Consider the following 20991-nt stretch of genomic DNA (forward strand, 5'->3'; position numbering starts at 1 on the left):
AATCCTTACCTCTTTAACCAGAAACGCTAGCCTAAAACTTTACTCGACACTGCCAGTAGTTTTTGAGGATCAAACGGTTTCACCATCCAACCAGTCGCGCCGGCTGCTCGGCCTTTGGCTTTCATGTCATCCCCCGCCTCTGTGGTTAATACCACTATGGGTATGGTTCGGTAATTGGCTAACCCTCTTAACGATTTAATTAAAGTCAGTCCGTCCATACGGGGCATGTTTTGATCTGTTAAAACAAAATCAAACTGCTGTTTTTTACACAGATCTAATCCCGCTTGCCCATCGTTTGCGGTGGTCACTTGATAAGCAGCTGATTTCAATGTCATTTCAACCATTTGCCTGATAGACGCCGAATCGTCGACGATTAATATATGTTTACTCATAGTGGTTATTTCCCTCACTTAATAAGTACTGAAGTTCTATTTCCTGGTGCAAATACCTGTATTTGTTCACAAAGTGAATGGACAAGATTGAGTCCCCTGCCGAACAACGCCTCGTCTTCCACCTGTTCACTCGGTACTTGTTGGTAACCGCTACCACTGTCTTCGATATCAAAGTAAAGTTGGCCAATTTCAGGTTCGAAACCCAACGTCAGCCGGATACGATCATTCTGCTCAAGTGTTTTTAGGCGGTTTTCCCGCTCTTCTAAATACTGACCAAAACTTTCGAAGTCGTGCTTTAAGCTCGAATCAAGGCGCAATACGCCATGATCCAATGCGTTATTAATTAATTCTGAAAATACGGTGAATGCTTTTTGGCGCAGCAAGGTATTGAGCTTGATACGATTTAAAACATCATCGAGCACTGAAATCATGTTGCCAGGGGCGAGTAAGTCCCCAGCAAAGTCCAGCACTAACTGCATATGCCCTGTGCGCAAGCCATCAACGGACGCTTGTTTCCCTTGATACATTTCATGCAGTTGCCCCAAACTCACGCTGCATACTGATACGTCATCTTCTACTTGTGCCCCTGTGCTGTGACAAGAAAAAGCATCTACCACCTGGTTTAGTAATGCGTTAGTCGAATTTAATGACCGGATCACGTTAGTCAGCCCCGACTTCCCGAACGCTTCACCGTTTACCCCGCGCTGTTCAATCAAGCCATCGCTGTAAAAAAATAGATGTTGGTTGGTGTGCAAAGGGTGAGTATGCACATAAGGGTTAAAATCATTACGCTCGACAATACCAAGAGGCAAAGACTGAGATTTTATGCAGCTGTGAACCTGTCCATTTTCGTTAAGTATCAGCACCTCTGGCATGCCAGCGTTAATAATACTGATAGCCGCTTGTATATAATTAACCTCTATGGCAATCATTGCCACGAAACGATCTTCAGGAATTTCGGCACAAAGCTTGGCATTAATTTCATGCACGATGTTTTGCATTGAGGTCCCTTCATGGAGCATCGCACGAATGGTAGATACCGCAGGTAATACACTGATTGCTGACGCCAAGCCGTGTCCTGCGGCGTCCATTAAAATCATAAGTGTATTGCCATTTTGTAACTGCTCAGCCACGAAAAAATCACCGTTAAAAGACTTTGAAGAACGCATGAAACTTTGAATCGCATCAGGCTGATCTGAAAACGACTGAGATAAATGGCGATAAACATGTCGTGCAAGCTCTTCTTCTTGCTGTTGTTCATCGAGTAATTGTTCTAGCTCACGATTTTGTTGTTGTAGCTTTTGTTCATTTAAATGGGCATCTAAACAACGCTGCACCACTAACTCTAAGAGCTCTACATTAATGGGTTTTAATAAGTAACCACTGACACCTAACAAAAAATACTGCTGCATCGATTGTTGTTCTTCATCACCCGTAATCATAATGACAGGACACGCCACTTTGTTTTGCAGCATAAATTCGAGCAACTCAGCGCCCAAACCATCGACCAAATAGCTATCAAGTAAAATTAAGTCGAATGGCTGACTCATCAATAACGTCTTGGCCTCCTGAATACTAAATACTGAGGTGACCGTCGCATCTTTTTGAGTCAAACGCAGACCGATGGTGTAGTGATAACTTTCATCGTCATCGACTAACAAAAAACGACGACCTGACAGAGGATTCAGAGGCATAGGAGTTATTCGAATTCAAACAGCTTTTCAAAATTGGCAATCAATAAGATATCTCTGGCATTATCTTTCGCTCCTTTTACCGACACATGAATATTCTGTGCCTTGGCTTTTTTATTTAATAAAACCATCATGCCCAGCGCGGAGCTATCAAGATATTCTGTGCGCGAAAAGTCCATAATGATTTTTTGGCACAGCGTTTCCTCTAGCATTGCACTATATTGTTCGGTAAACGTTTTATGCTGGCTAAAATCAAATCGCTGGGGAACATGCAACACTCTTACTTCGCTCATACAGGCCTAACCTCACAATCATTAAAAAAGTTCTAAATCACCTTCATCCATATTGTCTGATGACACTGGATTGTGCTTCTGTTCACGTTTAGCGCGAAATGCTTCTCTCAAGCGATAGAACTCTTCACGTTCCTCGTCGTTTTGTACCGACGTGACCACGTTCAATAGTTGCAAAACAAACACTAACGTTTCTTTGGTATAGCCCAAGTTCTGAATATTAATATCATCAAACTGCAGTGCACGAATGGCTTGGCCAAGGGCGACCTCAAGATTTTTAGATATGCCATCTAAATCTTGAATAACGTTTGCATCAGCTTCTGCTTTGGTAATAATGTCGTGTAGTGCGTTTTTAATATCTCTTTTTGCATCAATAACATAGGTAACATCATAAGAGGCAAGCGTACCCACTTCCTGTGTTAACTCCCCTATTTCTTGATTAACAAAACGCAAGCGTTTTTGAATACTCTCGCTAAATTCAGATGAGCGACTAGACAAAGAACGCACTTCATCTGCCACCACAGCAAACCCTCTACCGTGTTCACCTGCTCGAGCAGCTTCAATTGCCGCATTGAGCGCTAACAAGTTCGTTTGCGATGCAATGCCATCTATGTCTTTTAAGGCTTGCATAACTAGCGGTAAAGCTTCATGGATCTTGTTGACCTTATCGAGTAATTCCATTGATGCTGCTGACATATCAACAGTTGATTGAATAAAGCGATCTAGCGTCACTTCAGTGCTATTGGCGAATTGACGCATACGATCGCTATATAGTTCATCGGTATCACCAGCAACCGAAATTAACGTTAAAATACTGCTACTTTGCTGATTAATAAGCTGCTGTAAATCTGCAAACGCACTATTTAATAACCCTACGGCATCTGTTTGGGTGCCACAGATATTGTCGATACTTTGCTGACACTCTTCTATTGCTGGCATCACTTCAGGAAGCAATTCACTGACCTTAAAGGTGGTGTCATCGGTACTAGGCACATCAGACTCAGCAGAACGCGTAATTTCATGCTGAGGGATAGCCTCACTCTGTTGGCTTTGTATCCAAATAAGCCAAACGGAAAAAAGCAAGTTAGGAATTAATGCGACATAGGGATCAACAAAATAAACCAGTAACAACGAAAGGATTGCTACCAGTAAAAACATCAACCAACGTGTTCTCAAAATCGTTTCCAAAAATTACCCTGATGGTTAATAAAGCTAATCGCTAATTGAGAAAGCGCAAGAAAAAAACCGATAAAAACTAAATACATTTCAATTAAATAGGGACAAATAAAAATAAAGTTAGTGAACACTACAAGGTTTAATTAAGATAATTTAAGCATCAATTTAACCAGTTAATACTTTAGACTTAAGCAAAAAATATTCAGAATTTATTTTTATTTACCGATTTTTTATTCGACTCATTATTACCATTGTTGGATCCATCGAATTGGCGAAAATCAGCTGATTTTTGCAAGCAAAGCGCAGGCAAATTACGGTAATATCATTCAATGATTTGAATGACAGTTTAATTTTCGTTTTATGTTAGATATTTACGCGGGTAAATCAGCGCTAGCCTTGATTGAAAAAGACGGGTTTCAACAACACATTTTCAGTTCGTTTTTAGGTGCCAGTGGTGGTCCTAAATGGTTTAGTTTATTTGGACTGGACAAATACCTATTCGGCCAATTTTTTAGCAATCGTAGCCAGTCATTAAACCTCATTGGTTCCTCGGCTGGGGCATTTCGCGCTGCGTGCTTTGCGCAAAACGACCCTGTGGCAGCCATCAGTCGCCTAGCGAAATTCTATTCAGAAACTACCTATGAAGATGATGTTACGCCGATAGCAATAAGCAATAGTGCCCGGGTGCTTCTCGATCGCGTATTTGCTGAAAATGGCGCTCAAGAAGTCATAAACAATCCTGTATTCAAGGCGCACTTTTTAGTCGCTAAATCGAATGGTTTAGTGGCATCAGAGCGAAAATCATTACAAATAGCCGGATTAGTCAAAAGTTACGCATTGAACAGAGTCAATCGCCGTCTGTTGACCAAACAATATGAGCGCTTTGTTTTTCAAAATGCCAACAGTACACTCGCCATTGAAGATGAAAGTGGTTTTGCTACTCACACGGTTTCATTAACCGAAGCAAACATAAAAGAAGCATTGTTAGCGTCGGGCTCAATACCTATGGTGATGTTAGGCATTAAAAACATTCCCGGTGCGCCAAATGGTATGTATCGTGATGGTGGCATTATTGACTATCATTTTGATATCTCACTCCAAAACTCATCTGGCTTAACCCTTTACCCGCATTTTAGTGCACAACCCAAGGCAGGCTGGTTTGATAAATCGCTCAAGCGCAGCGTAAATGCACAAAACTATGATAAAACCGTTATGTTAGTGCCCTCTGATGCGTTTATCGCTTCTCTTCCTTTCAACAAAATTCCTGACCGAGAAGACTTCACTAAAATGACAACACAAGTGCGCATAAATTATTGGCAACAGGTATTACGCCAAACTGACGCACTGGCTGACAGCTTTCATGAATTTCTTGAACAACAAAATTTATCGAAAATAAAGCGACTTTCTTAACTGAGTAAATGGGATCGAGTTCGATCCCCAGAGAATCGATGAACATTCGGTCAAATAAATTAATTCAAAAAAGTGTTTTCCTCTATTGCAAGTTATCAACATCAATGCTCGGGTAGATAAACTGTGCGTTTTACAACCAACCGGAAAATAGTGAGTCATATCAAGCGATTAAGGTATAATTATCGAGAACTCAACAAGGTTATCCACAGATTCAGTGGATAACACGGGTATAAAACACAGTGAATGTGCATAACAGACTAAGAATTTGTGAATAAGCAACATTTGATTTGATCGATCATGCTGGGTATGCGATCAGTAATTAAACGACCAGTGTTGAATAAATAAACATGGTCCAACCATTGGGCTTTATACCCATTCCAATAAATAATAACCCCTTCATCGCTACAAATATGTCAGCTCACTCAAGCATAAATACTTGCGTTGTGGAGCAAACCCAGCAAAATAACCACTTCACATTTCTAACAACGGATCGTTCATGCCCAAACAGACTTTAGCTTTACACCCAGCGCATTTTTGTATTCATAGCTTAGATCACGACGCGACTATTCCCAGTGCAGTACTGCAAGCCCCTATTTTCTTTATCGGTAAAACCGAAGATGAATTGAGTGTCGTCGTACCGGATAACATCGCGTTAAACAGTGAAGCCAGTGATGGCAATTGGCGCGCCCTTGAAGTGCTTGGCCCACTGAGTTTGTCTATGGTTGGTATAATGGCGCAGTTAGGATCTGTCTTTGCCAAAGCTAACGTAAGTATCTTCGTGGTATCGACCTTCGATACAGATTATTTTTTAATTAAACACAATGATTTGTCTAACGCGGTAGATGCCTTGCGCCGTGATGGCTATAAAGTGACCGAGTGATATTTTGCTCTCCTCTATTGTTCGCCCTGACGCCCCAAAAAAGTTTAATAAAGCGCTAGCCGTTAGCAGCCCACTGGCAGGCAAAATTGTGCCATTAGCGTCTATCCCTAATGCGCTCTTTAATCAAGGAATGTATGGACAAGGGGTCGCTATCGAGCCATCTGGATATCAGCTGCTTGCTCCCTATTCAGGTGTTATCACGTCGTTTCCACAAACGGGCCATTGCATTACGTTAACCGCGAAGAACGGTCTACGTTTTTATATGCAGCTGGGTATGGATAGTCACGCTATGATGGGTGAAGGATTTAAACGCGTGGCCAAAGTGGGCAAAGCCTATAAGACTGGTGAGGTGTTGTTGGAATTTGATTTGATTAAAATGCGCCGGGCACTGCATAGCACATTATCCCCATTTACCGTTCAAAACCCGCAGAAACTGTCTTCTATTCAAGGCCATTATTATCAGGCCATAGCAGCGCAAGACGTTGCTATGACCCTGTTCGTTTAACGTTTATTTTTTCTAAGCCTGGCGGCCTAACTAAACTGAATAGTGCTTATTAATGGGTAACGCTCGAATACGCTTACCTGACGCGTGATAAATCGCATTAGTGACTGACGCCGCCACTGGCGGAACACCTGGCTCTCCCACGCCTCCAGGGGCCGCATCAGATTCAACAATATGCGTCACAATTTTTGGGCTTTGGTGCATACGTAATACGGTGTAATCGTGATAATTCGATTGCTCAATTGCACCTTCTTTAATGGTAATCTCTCCCATTAACGCAATCGATAACCCAAATATCATCGCGCCTTCTTGTTGTGATTTCACCCTATCAGGATTCACCACGCGACCGGCATCAATCACCGAATGCATTTCAAGCACTGTCACCTTGTCATTTTCTACTTTAACCTTTGTGGCCACAGCTACATAAGAAACGAAACTACGGTGAACACTGATCCCCCATCCTTCGTTTTCAGATGTCGAGTTATTCGCGCCTGATTTTGCTAACAGCATATTCAACACATTTTTTAAGCGCTTCGTTTCAATAGGGAAATTATCGTACGATTCACCATAATTCTCATATTGAAAACCTTGGGTTTTTGGATCAACAATGCGGTCCTCGCCTATCAGGTTTAGCCACATATCACTGGTGCTTATGCCTGCCTTTGTTGCCACTTCGTCTACGAATGAGCCAATAGCAAAACCGTGCTGAATATTACTTACGGATCGGATCCACCCGATACGCACATGTGCCGGCGCTTTATGTACTTCACAAGAGAGGTTTTCAATCGCAAAAGGAAGATCACCAAAGCCTAACGACAATTCACCGGTTTGCGGTTCGTCTGTGGTGCCGGTAAATGTCCAGCTGATGCTTGGAAAGGCAGTGCGTTGTACCCAACTTGTTACCTTGCCTGAATCATCTAGCCCTGCTTGGAAATGCTGAGCACTTATCGCATGGTAATACCCATGGCGAATATCGTCCTCACGACTCCACACCACTTTAACCGGCTTGCCGGTTTTTTGTGCCAATATCGCTGCTTCCACTGAAAAATCGGGTTTCGATTTACGCCCAAATCCGCCGCCTAGCAGGGTCACATTAACTTTGACCATGCTTTTATCAATGCCTAATGCGCCAGCTACATTTTGTTGGGTTGATTGTGGCGTTTGCGTGCAAGCCCACACTTCACACTGGCCATTTTTAAATACTGCTGTCGCCGCTGGTGGCTCCATTGGGGCATGCACTAAATAAGGTACAGTATAGGTTGCTGACAAGGTATTATTGGCCGAATCAAAGGCAGTATATGCATCGCCAGCACTGCGAATTGACTTTCCTTTAGTCACAATGCGCTTTTCGAGGTCAGCCAAATAAGCCGCTGAATCGTGGCGCTGGTTTTCGCCTAAATCCCACTGCATATTTAATGCTTGGCGTCCTTGCAAGGCTGACCATGTATTGTTGGCCAACACCGCAACCCCATTTAGGTTTTTAAACAACACCGGAAAGTGCTGCTTAGGCATTTCAATTACCTCAACCACATTCGCCACTTTTAAAGGGGCATCTTTATCGTAAGCTTTTACGGTGCAGCCCACCACAGGACATCGCTCAATAGTGGCGTACAACATATCCTCTAATTGCACATCTTGACCAAATACGGTGTCACCTGTTAGTACGTTGGGCAAATCAACAGAGGTGACCGGTTTACCGATCAATTTAAAATCTTTTGGCGATTTAAACGTTAGCGTTTTTACCTGCGGAACGTGTTGAGCGCTAGCCGCCTTGGCTAGCTCACCAAAGCCAAGGGTTTTGCCAGAGGGCTTATGTACAATCATGCCATTATCAGCGAACACGTCACTGACAGGTACATTCCACTTTTGTGCGGCGGCTTGTTCAAGCATGGTTCTGGCGGTTGCGCCCATCTCGCGCATGGTGGTGTAAAAACGACGAATTGAGCGCGAACCGTCAGTATTCTGGCTACCGTACGCCTCATCTCCTAGCCCCTGCACTACATTAACCTTTGTCCAGTCAGCACATAGCTCTTCAGCCACAATTTGTGGAATACCGGTACGCACACCTTGGCCCATCTCACTGCGATGACAGACAATATTGACCGTGCCGTTATTGTCGATACTGACAAATAAATTCAGCGTGTTCGAACTGTCATCAGTTTCAGAAGCAGCCCAAACAGGTGATACGCCAGGCAATATAGTACCTAAAACAAAAGCACCACCAGCAACACTGGTATAACGCAAAAAGTCACGACGGCTAAGCGATTTTATATCATTGTTAGTGCTCATGCCTGCCCTCCTACTTCTTTTCCAAGGGAGTAATCAAACGCGCTTTGCTTATTTTTTGCTGCCGTTTTTATCGCTGCTTTAATACGTGGGTAGGTTCCGCAGCGACAAATATTGCCCTGCATATAGGAATCAATAGTTTCATCATCAGGATCAGGATGTTCGTTTAACAGCGCCACCGCACTCATGATTTGGCCCGACTGGCAATAACCACACTGAGGCACATTGTGTTCAAGCCATGCTTGTTGCACTGGATGCTCAGCACTGGCAGACAAACCTTCTATGGTGCTCACTTCTTTGTCTGCGATAGCGGATAAGGGCATAACACATGAACGAATAGGCTGGCCATCAAGGTGCACTGTACAGGCACCACACTGTGCCATGCCGCAGCCAAACTTGGTGCCTGTCATACCAAGAATATCCCGCAACGCCCAAAGCAAAGGCATATTCGGGTCAACATCTATTTCAACTGGTTTGCTGTTCAAATTAAAACGAATCATTTAACACTCCATATGGGTGATGTTTTATTTAGTTTTTTTGGTCCTGCCCCATTGACTGGTGCCACTGTTGTAGCTCCAACTGGGTATCTATATCAAATTGGGCGTTGGGTAGATCAATTGCCACAACAGATGCGCTGTATTGTTGCAATATTTTTCGTGCCCCGGTGTCTGCATCCAATTCACTTAAAAGTGAAAAATACGTTCTAGGAAAAATAACCGGCGCGCCCAAAATACCCTTGTAGCGAGCAGCGATTATGTTTTCCGGATTAGCAGCACAATGATGCAACATTGTTGTTACCTGCTCACGCGTTATAGCGACCTGATCAGCTAAAGTCACCAATAAATGGGATGACTCGCTGTTCGCCTTTTGTACTCCAAACGCTATCGTCGCCCCCATGCCTTGTTGCCATTGGGGAAAAATACAAGGCGATACGTAGTCAGGGACATAGGGTAATATGTGCGCGGCATTTGCCCCTAAAACAAGATTAAACTCGCAAAGCTCTCGTGTTAAATCGCCATGCTCTGTCAACTGTGTCAGTGTATGCGACAACATAGGTTGTCCGTTGACCTTCGCGAGTTGTTTAATTCCATTGAAACGCTTGCTCTGCCCTGCAGCCAGCATCAATGCCGCGACGTTGATTGAACTTGTGCTGTGTGAGCCAGTATTCTGTGAACTCGTGCTCTGTGAGCTTGCGCACTGTGAACCTGCGCTCATCGAGCGAGTATACCGCTAATAGATTGCCCGTCTTGCTGCTCAATAAACGCATGGGCTTCAGATAACATTGACAGCGCAATCGACTCAGGTAACTCGCCACCTAAGCGTAATCCAATTGGATTGGCCAACGGTTTAACTAGGTTCTCTCTGGAGACTGGAATTAAACCAAGTACGCGATCTGTGCGATGCACTGGGCCAAGCATACCCACGTATTTGGCGCTACTGTGCTGAACTAACGCCAATGACGCTGCGTCTAGCTTGATGTTGTGCGTCATAATGATCGCCATATCAATGTGTTGTAACCATTTACTGTGCTCAAGTGACTCAATCGCTTCGCGCACTACATTCACCCCACTATCAAAATGGCCACTTCGTGCATAACTGGTACGCGGGTCAACCAAGGTCACTTGCCAGCCAAGTTGCGCCGCAATTGCTACCACTGGCCGAGCATCCACTCCGCCCCCAAACACGGCCAAATGCGGAGCAGGTTTAAGAAGCTGTTTGAATACGCCCGCTTCGTGTTCAAGCACAGCATCAACGCTGGCTTCTCGCAGTATATTTTGTGGTGCTTTCTCATGTACTACTTGCCCATATTCTGCACTCTTATTGTTTTCAAGCAGAGAATAAAGTTCGCCCAACTGTAAATATTGGTTATGTTCATCTACTGGCTGCAATAAAATACGCACCATACCGCCGCAGCCAATGCCCAGTTTCCACGCCAAATCTTCTTCCTCACGCATATCGTATTCTACGATGCGATTGCGCCCAGAGTCCCAGCAGCGCCTTGCTTGCAACATAATGTCTGACTCTAAGCAACCACCGCTTAGCAGTCCGTAATACTGTCCTAAGTCGTTTATCATCATCATAGCGCCAGGCTTACGATATGAAGAGCCGTCGGTTTCTATGATGGTGGCCAATACCCATTTTTGCGTATTTCTACTGCTCTGCCACTGCTTTAACAATTGATTTAATCTATTTGCCACTTAACGACTACTCATGATTGGTTGTTTATTGTGAAGGCTCATTGCTTTGTGTCTTAAAAGAATGCGTCTTTGACGTTTGTGTCTTAGGGGGTTGTGTCGCTGATGCAACGGGTGATGAAGGCTCAGACGCCGCACGCTCCTTGCGTAAGTCAATCACCAAGGTTTCAGATATTTTGTCTTGGATCGCTTGACGATTCGGGTCCCAGTAAATTTGTAGAAAACCCAATAAACCGGTCGCAATACCCGCACCGTAACCACCGTAACGACCGAAGCTTTCCCATAGGTTCAAACTACTGCCATCGAGTTTAATCACTTGAATACCGAGTAAACGCTTACCAGGGGTTTGTCCTCTCCACCAAGCGGTGAAAATACTAAAGTAAAACGCAGCCCAACCAAAGCCAAGCCCTAAATCTGCAGCGATGCCTTGAAGCCACGCCAGAATACTCGGTGGTGACGAGCCCTGTGCACGTGGGCCCTCTATTTCGCTTAAGGCGTCAAAAAAGGATTGTGCATTTTCTTTTTGTTCAGCGCTTTGGCCAGCATTTTCGCTTTCAGCGTTAGTTTCAAGGTTGTCAGACAGAGCCTCACCTTCAGTACTTCCTTTAACGGCGTTTTCAAAGTCAATCTTATCCACCTCACTTTGTTCAATTTCGCTTTGTTTTGTATTGCTTTGCGAAAGGCGGTTCTGGCTATACATGCGCTCATACGTTTGTGTCATGGCAACTTCTAGCTGGCTTTTTTGCTGAGGAGATAAATCGTCACTGACTGCATCGCGATACCCACTAAACAGCTCTTCCGCAACCTTTTTATCTATGGGCATAGTCGCTAAATCCGTCGCGAGTTTTTCACCTAGCGTCGTCCAGCAAACTAACGGCTCAATGCACTTGCCGTATTCGATGTCTTTAGCCACGCTTTTCGTTTCAAATAGATATTTCGCGGTTAACCCTATCAACGCTAAATCTTCGACCTTATCCAACTCTAAATCGCCGAGTGCATCGTCTTCGACTAATTCTGAGCGCACTTTTTGATTTTCATCTGGGGTTTCTATCACCTCTTGGAAAAATTCAATACTTTGTGCAGCAATTAAAAACAGCAAAATGGCCGTGACAAATCGCAGGGAAATTCGCGCCACATTAAAGCGTTTTTTCTTCTTTAGGCGATTTCCCGCACGAAAAAAAGTCACAGCGGCAATAAGTGCCAAGAAAATATTACTTGCTTGACTCAACAAGGCGACTAGTGCAGCGTCGACCATCAGTGCGAAACCACGCTTAATAGGCCTTGCTAAAGGAGTGCCGAAAAGCGATTTAGACACGTGAAACGCGTAGGGCGTCACCTGGTTGCGGGTTTCTTTCTGAGTTAAATGAGAGGAGTCAATGGGCGCTTGGTCGGAAGAAGTTTGTGCTGATTCGCTCACGCGCCCACCTTTTTATTTTTTGTGTAGCGCTTTTATTGCCTCCCCTAAGCCGTCGATCGTCAAGGGATACATGCGCTGTTCCATTATGTCCTGCATAATACCGATAGAGGCGTAGTAATTCCAATATTCTTGTGGCTGCGGGTTAAGCCAAATGCCGTGTTTGAAGTGCTGCAATATCCGCTGCATCCATAACGCCCCAGGCTCTTCGTTCCAATGCTCGACACTGCCCCCAGGATACGTAATTTCGTAAGGGCCCATGGTGGCGTCTCCAACGAAAATAACCTTATAGTCAGAACCGTATTTATGAATCACATCAAACACAGACATAGTTTCTTTGCCGCGGCGTTTGTTGTCTTTCCACACGCCTTCGTACACGCAGTTATGAAAGTAGAAATACTCTAAATGTTTAAATTCGGTATGCGCTGCTGAGAACAACTCTTCACACTCTTTGATGTGCGCATCCATAGAGCCACCCACATCAAAAAACATCAACACCTTAATGGCATTACGCCGTACGGGCATCATTTGAATGTCTAACAAACCAGCGTTTTTAGCCGTGCCTTCAATTGTATGCGGCATGTCTAATTCTTCACTGGTACCACTGCGGGCGAACTTACGCAGTTTTCTTAAGGCGATTTTGATATTGCGCGTGCCCAACTCAACATTACCAGCTAAGTCCTTAAACTCGCGTTTATCCCATACTTTCGCGGCAGAAAAGTTGCGGTTTTTGTCTTGGCCTATGCGCACCCCTTCAGGGTTGTAACCATTCGCTCCAAAGGGTGATGTGCCGCCGGTACCGATCCACTTATTGCCCCCTTGGTGACGTTTTTCCTGTTCAGCCAAACGCTCCTTCAAGGTTTTCATTAGCTCGTCTAAACCGCCAAGGGCTTTGATTTTTGCTTTTTCTTCTTCACTAAAGTGGCGCTCAATTTCTTTACGTAACCACTCATCAGGTATGTCTTTACCGAATAAATCAATTTGCTGAACGCCTTCGAAGTAATCGGCGAACGCTTTATCAAACTTGTCGTACTGACTCTCATCTTTGACCAGACACAAGCGCGCCAAGTAATAAAAAGCTTCAATATCAGCGAATACCACCCCTTTTTGCAGCGCACGGAGCAGATCCATCAACTCGCTCAGGCTGGTTTTGAGTTGGTACTCTCGTAATTTAAAAAAGAAATCGACCAACATTAGCGGCGCGCCATGAATACCAGTTTTTCAAAAAGGTGAATGTCTTGCTCGTTTTTCAACAACGCCCCATAAAGTGGCGGAATCGCTTTTTTGCTGTCTTTGTCTTTTAGCGCTTCAGGTGAGATGTCTTCAGCCACTAACAGCTTTAGCCAATCAATCAGTTCAGAAGTAGAAGGCTTTTTCTTTAACCCCGGGATATCACGTAAATTGAAGAATGATTCTAATGCCTGGGCCAATAAGTCTTTCTTAATGTCAGGGAAATGCACTTCAACAATACGGCGCATTTCTTCTTGATCTGGGAATTGAATATAATGAAAGAAACAGCGACGTAGAAAGGCATCAGGCAATTCTTTTTCATTGTTAGAGGTAATAATTACAATGGGACGCTCAGTCGCTTTAACGGTTTCTCTGGTTTCGTAAACAAAGAACTCCATTTTATCCAGCTCTTGCAACAAATCATTCGGAAACTCGATATCTGCTTTGTCGATTTCATCAATTAACAATACTGGGCGATTGGTGTTTTCAAAGGCATGCCACAGCTTACCTTTAACGATATAGTTTTTTATATCATGTACTTTGTCATCCCCTAGCTGCGAATCACGTAAACGAGATACCGCATCATATTCGTAGAGACCTTGCTGGGCTTTGGTGGTCGACTTGATATGCCATTGAATTAACTCAGTGCCTAAACTCGCCGCTAACTCTTCGGCTAACATGGTTTTACCTGTGCCTGGTTCACCCTTTATTAACAGCGGACGCTCTAATGTAATCGCTGCGTTAACGGCCAAACGTAGTTCATCGCTGGCAATATAGTTACTCGTTCCATTAAAAGACATCAATACCTCGGATTATTAGTTAAGCTTGTGGGTTGCGTTATTATCTTAAGGCTAAAACCGCACAGACATTATTTGTTACCATGAATTGCGCGCGTCGCTGAACTGCTTTGCATCGCGAGTGTCATCACTTACGCAAGATGAATTATGCAATAGTTAACCCCGTGACACGGTCAATTACCAATGAATAATGCTTAGTGTTAACTATTTCCATAAGATATAGCTAAAAAGCACTTTGAATTTGGCGACTTCGCCTTAATCTAAGTATTCTGGCCTTAGTTGTTTGAAAAAACCGAGGTCATTATCAAATTAAAGTTCTCAGACAGAAAGTGCCGTTAACGAATAAGTAAAAAAGTACGCTGACGTAATGGAAGGCGTAACGAATTAGGCACCACTTAGAATCCACAAAGGAAAATTTATGCAAGTATATGACGACAATTCCCTCGCTATCGGTAAAACCCCGCTGGTTAAATTAAACCGAGTTACCGGCGGTAACGTCTATGCAAAAATCGAATCTCGTAATCCAAGCTTCAGCGTGAAATGCCGTATCGGTGCCAACATGATTTGGGATGCCGAAAAGCGTGGCGTATTAACTAAAGAGAAAGAATTAATCGAAGCGACCAGTGGCAACACAGGTATTGCACTGGCTTTTGTTGCGGCATCTCGTGGTTACAAAATCACCTTGACTATGCCTAGCTCTATGAGCTTAGAGCGCCGTAAATTGCTAAAAGCACTTGGGGCAAACTTGGTCTTAACCGAAGCGGCTAAAGGCATGAAGGGCGCTATTGCCGCCACAGAAGAATTAATCGCTTCAGCCCCAGATAAATATGTTCCTTTACAACAGTTCGAAAACCCAGCTAACCCTGAAATTCATGAAAAGACCACAGGCCCTGAGATTTGGAATGACACTGACGGTAAAGTAGATATCTTTGTCGCGGGCGTAGGTACAGGCGGTACTATCACAGGTGTAACCCGATATCTTAAAAACACCCAAGGTAAAGCGATTACCTCAGTTGCTGTTGAGCCAACAGATTCCCCTGTTATCACACAAGCTAAAGCGGGCGAGCCGCTAACGCCTGGCCCACATAAAATTCAAGGTATTGGTGCTGGCTTCATTCCAGGAAACTTGGACTTAGATATTATTGATGCCGTTGAGCAAGTATCTAATGAAGAAAGTATGGAGATGGCGCATCGACTGATGAAAGAAGAAGGGATTTTAGTGGGGATTTCTTCAGGCGCCGCGGTAGCCGCAGCCAAGCGTTGGGCAGAAAAGCCAGAAAACGCCGACAAAGTTATCGTTGTCTTGCTCGCAAGCGCCGCTGAGCGTTACTTAAGTAGCCCTCTTTTTGCCGGTGAATTTGGCGATTCAGAAGAAGTTCAATAACGCTAAGTCGCTTGTCTTATTGTGAAGTCAAGCAGCATAAGTAATTGTAAAGGGAGGCTTTTTAGCCTCCCTTTTACTTTGCGTAGAACGCAGGTACACTTGCTCTGTTATTCTTTAACTAACAGAACAATCATGATTTTACATCGTTCGCTTCAACTGTTTGCTCTACTGCTCGCTATTTTCGTTATCAGTGCTTGTGACGGCCCTAAAAATACAGGGGCGGGAAAATACGGCATGATGGATACTAATATTCCAGAATACGCTGCCGTACAATTCTTCACGCACATCTATGCTGACGATGATTTAACCGGCGCGCTGGAATACGCTAGCCCGAAGCTTGCAAGACTGATGAAGTCTTATCGAATTAACCGCAACGTGCAGCGACACGTGCTCAACTTAACGTTTGATAAAGTCGAAATAAAACCCAGCGCAGCGAACGCCGGTCGTAATGAATTTGCTAAAGAAGCCAGTGTCTCTTTGTTTTTTGAAGGCACGCTAAACGGTGAAATTGTCAAAGACTTGCGTCAAGTTAAGCTCATTCGTAGTAAATCAGGGTGGAAAGTCGACGAAGTCAGTGTTGAGTAACACCAAACGCTCCCCTACTTCACATTAGCGCATGCCAGAGTCGATTTCTCACGACCAAGCTCGAAAGCTGGTGTTACATGCTCAGGGCCTACCCGCCATTAAAAAACGCGGCAAAGCCCTTACTCACACCCTAGATGCACTGGAATCGTTAGGGTATGTGCAAATCGATACCATTAGCGCCATAGAGCGTGCTCATCATCACACGCTTTGGAATCGTAACCCTAATTATCACCCATCGCATCTCACTCAGTTGGTCGCCCAAAAACACGCATTCGAATATTGGTCTCATGCAGCGGCATATCTTCCGATGAAAGATTACCGCTATAGCCTACCCCGTAAAGCGGCGCTCGCCAGTGGTGAGCTAGATCATTGGTATCCAAGAAACCCCAAGTTAATGCAGGAGGTGCTTTCTCGCATCAGCAGTGAAGGCCCTCTCATGGCTAAGGATTTTGAAACCCCAAGCACCAGCTTTAAACGAAAACCCAAGGACTGGGTCAGTAAACCGGCGAAACAGGCCCTTGAATATCTGTTTATGCAAGGGGAATTAATGATTAAGGAACGGGTGAATTTTCATAAGGTGTATGAGTTAACCGAACGGGTGTTGCCTGAAAGTGTCGATAGATCTTTGCCCACTGAGCAAGAAAACTGGCATTTCTTGGTTTGCCGATTTTTACGCGCTAACGGCTTAGGCCAAGCCAGCGAAATCGCTTATTTGCGCAAGCATACCAAAGCTGGCGTTCAGCAAACTATCAATAAAATGATAGAGGCAGGCGAGCTGGTTAATATTCAAGTAGCAGGCACGACTTACGTCACATTACCTCAGCTACTCGAAACGCTTAACCGCCCAGTGAGACGCAGTAAACTGCATATTTTATCGCCCTTTGATAATTTGCTTATTCAGCGCAAGCGAATACAGAGTTTATTCAATTTCGATTACTTACTGGAATGCTATGTACCGGCAAGTAAACGACAATATGGGTATTTCTCACTGCCCATTTTATGGGATGCAAACCTGGTGGCCAGAATGGATTGTAAAGTAGAGCGCAAAACTAAAGTGCTGCACATACAACATTTAGCGATTGAACCTAACGTGCGTAAAGTGGATGCATTTCATCATGCACTGAAAAATGCCTTACCGGCGTTTCTTGCCTTTAATCAAAGTCATGAATATAAACTGCATAAAACCTCACAAGCAGTGTAGTCATGCTCACCGCTAAGCAATCACTGTCTAACCACTTGCCGTTAAAGACTGCGCAATATCAATGTGAGGCTCTATCCTTGTATGCTCGTTTCCTTTAATGTTCCTTTCCTTTTGACTTTATATGAAACAAAATGACTTAAAATGCGTTCTGATATCTGTGCGATAGGCTTTGTACCAATTAAACTAAAATGTTCACCTATCAGCTCTATGTCATGACTTGCCATTACGATAGAAATAAGATGGTAACTCATGCGTTTCATTCTTTGTTTAACTGTTAGTTGAGAATTCACTTCATGTTACGACTGCCCTATTCTTGGTCTCATTCCCTTGGCCCCCTACTCGTTGTTGCTGTTTCTATTATGTTATTTTTCGCAGAGCCTAGCAGTAGTATGTGGCTTGCCTTTGACCGCGAAGCCATTGCCCAAGGTCAGTGGTGGCGCTTATTAACGGGTAATTTTTTACATACTAACTTGAACCATCTACTGCTTAATCTGGCAGCTGTATTATTGTTATGGTCGCTACACGGCCAATACTATCGTACTGGCCATTATGCGATGATGCTCTTTACCCTGTCACTTGGGGTGAGCTTTGGTCTATACGTGTTTGAACCCACTATGCAATGGTATGTTGGCCTGTCAGGCATCTTGCACGGAGTGTTTGTTTGGGGGGCGTATCAAGATATAAGACAAGGTTTAACCAGTGGCTGGATCCTCATGATTGGGGTTTGGGTGAAAATTTTAAATGAACAACTTTCCGGCCCCAGTGTTGGCATCGCCCAATTAATTCAGGCCTCTGTCGCCATTGATGCCCACTTATTTGGCGCATTTTGCGGCCTCATTATAATCATTTGTTCACTTATCAAACTGCAAAAAAGCAGCTAAGCTGAGTAATACTGCCTCTGTATGCTATGCCATAAGGAAATCAAATGAGCCAACCCATCGAACTTACAGGCGCATGCCTATGTAACGCTGTCAGCATTAACGTAGCTCAGGCTAAACCTGATATAGACGCATGCCACTGCGGGTCATGTCAAAAGTGGGGCGGCGGTCCCCTGCTAGCAATTGATTGTGGCACACAGGTTACGCTCTCTCCTAAAGATTCAGTGTCTGTTTATGACTCTTCAGATTGGGCTCAAAGGGGTTTTTGTCGTCACTGCGGCAGTCACCTGTTTTATCGTTTAAAGGAAACCCAACAATACATCATGCCGGTAGGTCTGTTTGAGATACCGGATACGACGGATGTCGGTTTCCATACTCAGATCTTTACCGATGAAAAACCAGCTTATTATGATTTCGCGAATCAAACCAAAATGATGACCGGTGAAGAGGTATTTGCTGCGTTTATGTCGCAAGCTGGTAAATAAAAATCCTTAGGCTCTGGATTATCTATTACACATAAGAAAAAGGCTGCGCGTTGGCAGCCTCTTTATACAGTAAATTTACTATACTTTCCGTCGTCCCATCACCAATGAAATAACCAGTAGCACTAGAAATACGAAGAAAATTATTTTCGCGATACCTGCCGCCGAACCAGCAATACCACCAAACCCTAGTACTGCAGCAACCAATGCGATAATTAGAAAAATAACAGCCCAACGTAACATAAATATTCCTTTTTAAAGTAAATGGACTTTAACTAAAGCGTTATTCGTGCCAAACCAAGCAATAACTTAATTGAACCCAAGTAATAACTGGCTTGAGGACCGTTAGCCTCCTTTAGTTAATGTTGATAAACGAGCGTGAGTTAAATGAAAATATGAATAATTTTATTCCCCTCGTGTAACAATTACATAAACGTTTGCGCGCAAATGTACGGCGATATTTTACTTTGGGACGGCTAAATCAGGTCTGTGGTAAATAAAAACGATCAGAGAAATTCAAAAAAAAACGCCAGCAGAGAATATCTGCTGGCGTTTCTTGTTGACGTATTTGAGATGAGTCGCTACTGATTATCGAAGAACTCGTCTACTTCGCGCTGAGCTTCTTCCTTAGACTTGCCGTATCTCTCTTGAATTTTACCAACAAGTTCAGTGCGGTTACCTTCCATCTTATCCAAATCATCATTTGTTAAATCGCCCCACTTTTGTTGGGCTTTACCTTTTAACTGTTTCCAATTACCTTCAGCTTGATCTTGATTCATCATTATCTCCCTTTAAGAAAATACTTCGAAAGTTCCCTTAACACAAAGTCGCGTTAAGGCGTGCTTCAAAGGTAAGAGGAGCAAACAACGTGCCAGCGGCAATCTCGGCTCAACATGTAACTGGGTAGCAGCAAATAACATGTACATCTGTAGACCTGCTGGGAAGGGATATAATTGGTGTAATCTGTAAACTACATTACAGATGCAATAACAGTGACACCTGCTCTTTCTTAGGTAACTTATACACTACCAATTTATATGAGTTAAGTATCATACGCTGTAGCTCTCCTTCTGGCAGGCTACCGTCTAATATAACGGTATTCCAATGTTGTTTATTCATGTGATAACCAGGTAATACAGCACTGAAGACATCCCGGAGCATGATGGCTTCTTGAGGATCGCATTTAAGGTTCATCCTGTATTCCAGCTTGTCATCACCTTCATTTGTTTGGGTATTTTGACTCACAGTCCCCAAGGCCAAGGTGGCAAACATTTTTCCTTTAACCTTATAAACCGCCACATCAGGGCCAAACGGAAAATCCTCAATGGTTTCTGGAAAGTCCAGCAGCCACTGCCGCGCCTTTGCGCCAGCCTGACGACTCGACTTACTAACCGTCTGAGTTTTCGTATGTTTGATGCTAAATGCTGTCATTGGAAATCTACCCTGGATACAAGACTTCATTGAATATTGGTTAATATACCCAGTTTTTCTAACAATAACCTTTCAACAGACACAAAAAAGGAGCAACTAAGCTCCTTTTTTACACTATTTTCAGCGCGCTAAGCACAGGCTAATTAGACCAAAATATCTCTCACATTAGCGAGGTCTGTTTTACCGTTGATGATCTCATCCGGAGTTAACCCTGAAATTTCATGTGGGAAGACCAACCATTCTTCACTTTCGTGAACAAAGTAATCCGGTACTATGTCCGTTTTATTATTTTGCGGTTTGTAGTAAGGGCAAGCGATACGCACATTCTTAGGCATATTCGCACGAGACAGTTTCTTAATTTGCTTAATAAGCGCATCAACACTGCGCCCAGAGTCAAATACGTCATCTACGATCAACAAGTCATCATCCGCATTGGCGTTTTCAATTAGGTAATGCAAGCCGTGAACTTTGATCGTTTTAGATTGTTGATCAATCCCGTAATAAGACGACGTGCGCACCGCAATGTGATCCGTTTCTACTTTCTTAAAATCAAAATACTCTTGAACCGCGATACCTATTGGGGCACCGCCACGCCAGATACCAATAATAAAATGCGGACGAAAACCGTCTTCGTATACTTTTGATGCCAAGCGAAATGAATCTTCTAATAATTGCTGAGCGGTGATAAATGTTTTTTCCATCGAAAAACCCTTTAAAGCGTGGACTGCCACTGACTGCATAAGGCAGTAAATCAGGGCACGAATATT

General features: G+C 43.7%; 23 protein-coding genes. 8 read left to right on the top strand and 15 right to left on the bottom strand.

The annotated features are described in order from the left end of the window. Positions 1 to 26: 26 nt before the first annotated feature. The 4 genes from GCHA_RS07425 to GCHA_RS07440 are packed head-to-tail and all read right to left on the bottom strand — an operon-like array spanning position 27 to position 3561. The gene (locus tag GCHA_RS07425; protein WP_007986676.1) at positions 27 to 392 is read right to left on the bottom strand and encodes a response regulator; all 366 of its coding nucleotides are present in this window, start codon (positions 390 to 392) and stop codon (positions 27 to 29) included. 14 nt (positions 393 to 406) lie between these two features. Beyond that, on the bottom strand, positions 407 to 2086 hold the full coding sequence (locus tag GCHA_RS07430) for a SpoIIE family protein phosphatase (protein ID WP_007986677.1): 1680 nt from the start codon (positions 2084 to 2086) through the stop codon (positions 407 to 409). A gap of 5 nt (positions 2087 to 2091) precedes the next feature. Continuing rightward, positions 2092 to 2376 carry an STAS domain-containing protein gene (locus GCHA_RS07435; RefSeq protein WP_007986679.1) on the bottom strand — a complete coding sequence of 95 codons (285 nt, stop codon included), beginning with the start codon at positions 2374 to 2376 and terminating at the stop codon, positions 2092 to 2094. Positions 2377 to 2397: 21 nt separating this feature from the next. Next, positions 2398 to 3561: a methyl-accepting chemotaxis protein gene (locus GCHA_RS07440; protein ID WP_007986682.1), complete on the bottom strand. Its 1164-nt coding sequence runs from the start codon at positions 3559 to 3561 to the stop codon at positions 2398 to 2400. 348 nt (positions 3562 to 3909) lie between these two features. Here GCHA_RS07440 and GCHA_RS07445 point away from each other — a divergent pair, with 348 nt between their 5' ends. The 3 genes from GCHA_RS07445 (at position 3910) to GCHA_RS07455 (ending at position 6344) form a co-directional block, all read left to right on the top strand. Further along, a complete protein-coding gene (locus tag GCHA_RS07445; protein ID WP_007986686.1) occupies positions 3910 to 4959 on the top strand; it encodes a patatin-like phospholipase family protein in 1050 nt (349 codons plus the stop codon). Between the two features lie 496 nt (positions 4960 to 5455). Beyond that, a complete protein-coding gene (locus GCHA_RS07450; RefSeq protein WP_007986688.1) occupies positions 5456 to 5839 on the top strand; it encodes an ACT domain-containing protein in 384 nt (127 codons plus the stop codon). A gap of 4 nt (positions 5840 to 5843) precedes the next feature. After that, positions 5844 to 6344: a PTS sugar transporter subunit IIA gene (locus GCHA_RS07455; protein WP_007986690.1), complete on the top strand. Its 501-nt coding sequence runs from the start codon at positions 5844 to 5846 to the stop codon at positions 6342 to 6344. Between the two features lie 30 nt (positions 6345 to 6374). Here the strand turns inward: GCHA_RS07455 and GCHA_RS07460 are convergent, their stop codons facing one another. From GCHA_RS07460 to GCHA_RS07490, 7 genes are read right to left on the bottom strand one after another with little or no spacing between them, the layout of a single operon-like run. Beyond that, entirely contained in the window at positions 6375 to 8630 is a 2256-nt protein-coding gene (locus tag GCHA_RS07460) for a molybdopterin cofactor-binding domain-containing protein (protein WP_007986691.1), read from the bottom strand. Continuing rightward, a complete protein-coding gene (locus tag GCHA_RS07465; RefSeq protein ID WP_007986693.1) occupies positions 8627 to 9127 on the bottom strand; it encodes a (2Fe-2S)-binding protein in 501 nt (166 codons plus the stop codon). Before GCHA_RS07465 ends, GCHA_RS07460 begins: the two co-directional genes overlap by 4 nt. A 28-nt stretch (positions 9128 to 9155) precedes the next feature. Further along, a complete protein-coding gene (locus tag GCHA_RS07470) occupies positions 9156 to 9842 on the bottom strand; it encodes a nucleotidyltransferase family protein (RefSeq protein WP_007986695.1) in 687 nt (228 codons plus the stop codon). Then, complete coding sequence (locus tag GCHA_RS07475) at positions 9839 to 10825, bottom strand: XdhC family protein (protein ID WP_007986697.1); 987 nt, start codon at positions 10823 to 10825, stop codon at positions 9839 to 9841. The genes GCHA_RS07470 and GCHA_RS07475 overlap by 4 nt, the downstream gene beginning before the upstream one ends. 25 nt (positions 10826 to 10850) lie before the next feature. Beyond that, on the bottom strand, positions 10851 to 12239 hold the full coding sequence (locus tag GCHA_RS07480) for an RDD family protein (RefSeq protein WP_007986699.1): 1389 nt from the start codon (positions 12237 to 12239) through the stop codon (positions 10851 to 10853). Between the two features lie 12 nt (positions 12240 to 12251). Beyond that, positions 12252 to 13430 (bottom strand): vWA domain-containing protein, encoded by a 1179-nt coding sequence (locus GCHA_RS07485; RefSeq protein WP_007986701.1) that lies wholly within the window; start codon positions 13428 to 13430, stop codon positions 12252 to 12254. Continuing rightward, a complete protein-coding gene (locus tag GCHA_RS07490; protein WP_007986703.1) occupies positions 13430 to 14266 on the bottom strand; it encodes an AAA family ATPase in 837 nt (278 codons plus the stop codon). The genes GCHA_RS07485 and GCHA_RS07490 overlap by 1 nt, the downstream gene beginning before the upstream one ends. Before the next feature lie 415 nt (positions 14267 to 14681). Between GCHA_RS07490 and cysK the strand changes: the two genes are divergently transcribed. From cysK to GCHA_RS07520, 5 genes are all read left to right on the top strand, one after another. Beyond that, positions 14682 to 15647 (top strand): cysteine synthase A, encoded by a 966-nt coding sequence (gene cysK / locus GCHA_RS07495; RefSeq protein WP_007986705.1) that lies wholly within the window; start codon positions 14682 to 14684, stop codon positions 15645 to 15647. A 132-nt stretch (positions 15648 to 15779) separates the two neighbouring features. Then, positions 15780 to 16232 (top strand): hypothetical protein, encoded by a 453-nt coding sequence (locus GCHA_RS07500; protein ID WP_007986706.1) that lies wholly within the window; start codon positions 15780 to 15782, stop codon positions 16230 to 16232. A 31-nt stretch (positions 16233 to 16263) separates the two neighbouring features. Beyond that, complete coding sequence (locus tag GCHA_RS07505; RefSeq protein WP_007986708.1) at positions 16264 to 17433, top strand: winged helix-turn-helix domain-containing protein; 1170 nt, start codon at positions 16264 to 16266, stop codon at positions 17431 to 17433. Positions 17434 to 17726: 293 nt separating this feature from the next. Then, complete coding sequence (rrtA, locus tag GCHA_RS07515) at positions 17727 to 18314, top strand: rhombosortase (RefSeq protein ID WP_007986711.1); 588 nt, start codon at positions 17727 to 17729, stop codon at positions 18312 to 18314. A gap of 44 nt (positions 18315 to 18358) precedes the next feature. Further along, positions 18359 to 18796 (top strand): GFA family protein, encoded by a 438-nt coding sequence (locus GCHA_RS07520; protein ID WP_007986715.1) that lies wholly within the window; start codon positions 18359 to 18361, stop codon positions 18794 to 18796. A 78-nt stretch (positions 18797 to 18874) separates the two neighbouring features. Here GCHA_RS07520 and GCHA_RS22545 read toward each other — a convergent pair whose 3' ends face one another. The 4 genes from GCHA_RS22545 to GCHA_RS07540 form a co-directional block, all read right to left on the bottom strand. Next, positions 18875 to 19036: a DUF1328 domain-containing protein gene (locus GCHA_RS22545; RefSeq protein WP_007986717.1), complete on the bottom strand. Its 162-nt coding sequence runs from the start codon at positions 19034 to 19036 to the stop codon at positions 18875 to 18877. Positions 19037 to 19374: 338 nt separating this feature from the next. After that, positions 19375 to 19572, bottom strand: coding sequence for a CsbD family protein (locus GCHA_RS07530; protein WP_007986718.1), 198 nt, complete (start codon positions 19570 to 19572; stop codon positions 19375 to 19377). A 196-nt stretch (positions 19573 to 19768) separates the two neighbouring features. Beyond that, a complete protein-coding gene (locus GCHA_RS07535) occupies positions 19769 to 20224 on the bottom strand; it encodes an MmcQ/YjbR family DNA-binding protein (RefSeq protein ID WP_007986720.1) in 456 nt (151 codons plus the stop codon). Between the two features lie 143 nt (positions 20225 to 20367). After that, the gene (locus GCHA_RS07540) at positions 20368 to 20925 is read right to left on the bottom strand and encodes a phosphoribosyltransferase (RefSeq protein WP_007986722.1); all 558 of its coding nucleotides are present in this window, start codon (positions 20923 to 20925) and stop codon (positions 20368 to 20370) included. Positions 20926 to 20991 lie beyond the last annotated feature (66 nt).

It is taken from the genome of Paraglaciecola chathamensis S18K6, from assembly GCA_000314955.1.
In the GTDB taxonomy this organism is placed as follows: Bacteria; Pseudomonadota; Gammaproteobacteria; order Enterobacterales; family Alteromonadaceae; genus Paraglaciecola; species Paraglaciecola chathamensis.